The 3,380-nt window shown below is 63.0% G+C and carries 2 protein-coding genes; one reads left to right on the plus strand and one right to left on the minus strand.

The window, feature by feature from the left end:
• Positions 1 to 112 precede the first annotated feature (112 nt).
• The gene (locus ABSG20_RS32745; protein ID WP_291565910.1) at positions 113 to 277 is read left to right on the plus strand and encodes a DUF3309 family protein; all 165 of its coding nucleotides are present in this window, start codon (positions 113 to 115) and stop codon (positions 275 to 277) included.
• Between the two features lie 23 nt (positions 278 to 300).
• Here ABSG20_RS32745 and ligD read toward each other — a convergent pair whose 3' ends face one another.
• Complete coding sequence (gene ligD / locus ABSG20_RS32750) at positions 301 to 2,934, minus strand: DNA ligase D (RefSeq protein ID WP_423868589.1); 2,634 nt, start codon at positions 2,932 to 2,934, stop codon at positions 301 to 303.
• Positions 2,935 to 3,380: the final 446 nt, after the last annotated feature.

Consider the following 3,380-nt stretch of genomic DNA (forward strand, 5'->3'; position numbering starts at 1 on the left):
AAAAGAGGACCCTGAATCTCGGCCGGCGGAACCTTGGAACTTTCCGGGTTCCCATTTGTTCATTGGTCGATGCAGAGCAACAGTTGCCGTCTGCCGGGCTGGAGGAAACCCTATGTCAATCGGAACCATCATCCTTATCATCCTGGTGATCGCCCTCCTTGGTGGCTTCTCTGGCATCGGCGGCGGTCCGTTCTACGGCACCGGCTATTATGGTGGCGGCGGCCTCGGCCTCATCATCGTTATTTTACTGATCCTGCTATTGCTCGGCAGGCTTTGATCCCTTGGCTGCATCGCACCCGGTCATTTCCGCGTGCCGAGCTTCTTGATCGCGGCCTTGATCGAGCATGCGGCCGCATCGTAATCCTGCCACGCCCTGGTTTTGGCGAGCAGCGCCGGCGCGGTGCGGACGGTATAGCGTGTCGGATCGAGATCGCCGCGGACCTGCGCCCAGGTCAGCGGCATCGAGACCGTGGCGCCGTCGCGGGCGCGCGGCGAGCACACCGCGACCGCGGTCGCCATGCGGTCGTTGCGCAAGTAATCGAGGAAGATCTTCCCCGTGCGCAGCTGCTTTGACATGTTGAGCAGATAGCGCTCGGGATTTTCGTCGGCGAGACGCTGGCAAACGCCCTGCGCGAAGGCTTTTGCCTCTTTCCAGCCTACCCTGTCCCGGACGCCGTACGCCAGCGGCGCCACCACGTGAAGTCCCTTGCCGCCGGTGGTCTTGCAAAAGCTCTCGATGCCGACATCCCTAAGATGCTGCCGCATGGCCTTGGCGGCCTCGACCACATCCGAAAATGCGACGTCCGGCGCCGGATCGAGATCGAACACCAGCCGGCCCGGTATGTCAGGCGCATCCGGCGCGCAATTCCAGGGATGCAGTTCGAGGCCGCCTGCCTGCGCCACCGCCGCCAGACCCTCGACGCGATCGATCTGCAGATATGGCTTGCGATCGCCGGACACCTTTATCAGTTCGAGCAGGCTGGAAGTCCCGGGCATGGCGTGGCGCTGAAAGAATTTTTCGCCGTTGATGCCGTCGGGCGCGCGCACGACGGAGCATGGCCGGCCCTTCAGATGGCCGATCATCCAGCCGCCCACCGCCTCGAAATAGCGGGCGAGATCGAGTTTTGTCACCCCCTTGCCGTCGCCGCCGTCCGGCCACAGCTCCTTGTCGGGTTTCGAGATGACGACGCCCATGACCTCGGAGGACTTGCTCGCGGCCGACAGGATCCGCGCTTTGCCCGGCTTGCTCGCGGTCTTGGTGCTTACGGGTTTTGCAATGTCGGTCATGGCCGGCCTTTCCGCCCTGACCTCGGAGGCGGGCTTGTCCTGACGCAGTCCCTTGAAGGCAGCTTGCCGGATGTTTCCGGCATCGGTAAAGCCTGCGAATTCGATTTCGGCCACCAGTTCGGGTTTCAACCAGTGCACGTCGCGGGTCTTGCGCGGCGCGTCCTTGCCGCCGAACGGATTGTCCTCGGAGGCCGCGGCCTTCAGCGCCGGCATGATCCGCCGCACCGTGTCCTGCCCGAAACCGGTGCCGACCATCCCGACAAAGGCGAGATGATCGCCGCGCTGGACGCCGGCCATCAGCGAGCGGAATTTGCCGTTGGTGGTTTTCCATCCCCCCAGCACGACCTCATGTCCGGGGCGGCATTTTGTCTTGGTCCAGCTCTCCGAACGGCCCGAATGATAGCGGGCGCCAAGCTTCTTCGAGACGATGCCCTCCAGCGACAGCTGGCCGGCCGATTGCAGCACCGCCTCGCCGCCGCCCTCGAAATGCTCGACGTAACGGATCAGTCTGGCCCTCGTCGCTCGCCGCGCCTCCAGCAGTGTTTTCAGCCGCGCCTTGCGCAGGGAAAGCGGCAGGTGGCGCAGATCTTCGCCGGCGGCGAACAAGAGATCGAATGCAAAAAAGATCAGCTCGTCGCTATCGCGGTCGGAAAGCGCAGCCTGCAGTGCGGAAAAATCCGGCACGCCATGGGGATCGAGGGCGACGGCCTCGCCGTCGATCAGGGCATCGGGGAGCCGGGCCGCCTCGTTGGCGATGGCCTGGAATTTGCCGGTCCAGTCGAGACCGCTGCGGGTTTTCAGCGTGGCCTTTCCGTCCTCGACGCGCAGTTGCATCCGGTAGCCGTCGAATTTGATCTCGTGGCACCACCCCTCGCCGCTGGGCGGCCGGTCAACCCCGGTGCAAAGCTGCGGCGCGACGAAATCCGGCATCGCGGCCGCTCTCCGGCCTGCCGGCTCCTTCGCGGGCGCAGCCGACGATATCACGGCATCGCCGCGGTTCGAATGCCAGACGGCATCGGCATTGGCGCGCCTGGATTTTGCCAACATGAACGGTTTGGGCGCCCGGCCTTTGCCGGCGGCGATCTGGTCCATGGTCCGGCCCGAGGCAACGGATTGATCTTCATCCAGGATCTTGTTGGCTTTGCCTTCTCTGGCGAAATCGTCGCGATGCTTTATGAGTAGCCAGTTGGTGCGCTTGCCGCCGTCGCGGTCATGGCGCATCCGCACCAGCACCCAGCTGCCGCCGAGCTTGTCGCCGTACAAGGTGAATTTCAGATCGCCCTTCCTGAAGCCTGCTTCGGGATCGCCGGCCTCCCAATAGCCGCGGTCCCAGAGCTGCACGGTGCCGCCGCCATACTCGCCCTTCGGGATCGTGCCTTCGAAATCGCCGTAATCCAGCGGATGATCCTCCACCTCGACCGCCAGCCGCTTGTCATGCGGATCGAGCGAGGGACCTTTTGCCACCGCCCAGGATTTGAAGACGCCGTCGAACTCGAGCCTGAGGTCGTAATGCAGATGCGTCGCGGCGTGTTTCTGGATCACGAAGCGGCGGCGTTTGGACGGCGCCACCGCGGTGTCGCCGCGCGGCTCCGCGGTTTTTTCGAAATCGCGCTTCTTGCGATAAATGGTGAGGTTTTTCGATGGCACGATCAGACCCTTCGAAATCGAGCGGCGGCGCCAAGCGCATGAGAAACCCCGCTACCGAAACCTGCAATAGCCGTCGAGGTTCCAAAATTAACTGACGCAAAACAAGCCCGGGCTTCAATGGTAGGGTGGGCAAAGCGAAGCGTGCCCAACGCTTTAAAGATGGTGGGCACGGCGCAAGAGCGCCTTTTGCCCACCCTACGCATGGTGCGAATTTCTGATTCACTTTTCAAGCAGCCACGAAAAAATAATCTGAGATCGTCATTGCGTTTAACACCGGGCCTCGCCCGAGCCGCTCGGATGAAAGGCTTGCCGGGGCGCCCAAGGAGGGCGACCACAAGGGTCGCCCCTACAAGAATATCGATTTGGCGTAGGGGCGCCCCTTGTGGGCGCCCTGCTTGTAACGGGCTTTCTTTTGGTGTTAGCGAAGCAAACCAGCTTTCGCGCCG

Source organism: Bradyrhizobium sp. (assembly GCF_049512235.1).
In the GTDB taxonomy this organism is placed as follows: domain Bacteria; phylum Pseudomonadota; class Alphaproteobacteria; order Rhizobiales; family Xanthobacteraceae; genus Bradyrhizobium.

Coding starts and splice junctions, on each gene's coding strand:
- ABSG20_RS32745 (WP_291565910.1), top strand. CDS start 113: ATGTCAATCGGAACCATCATCCTTATCATCCTGGTGATCGCCCTCCTT.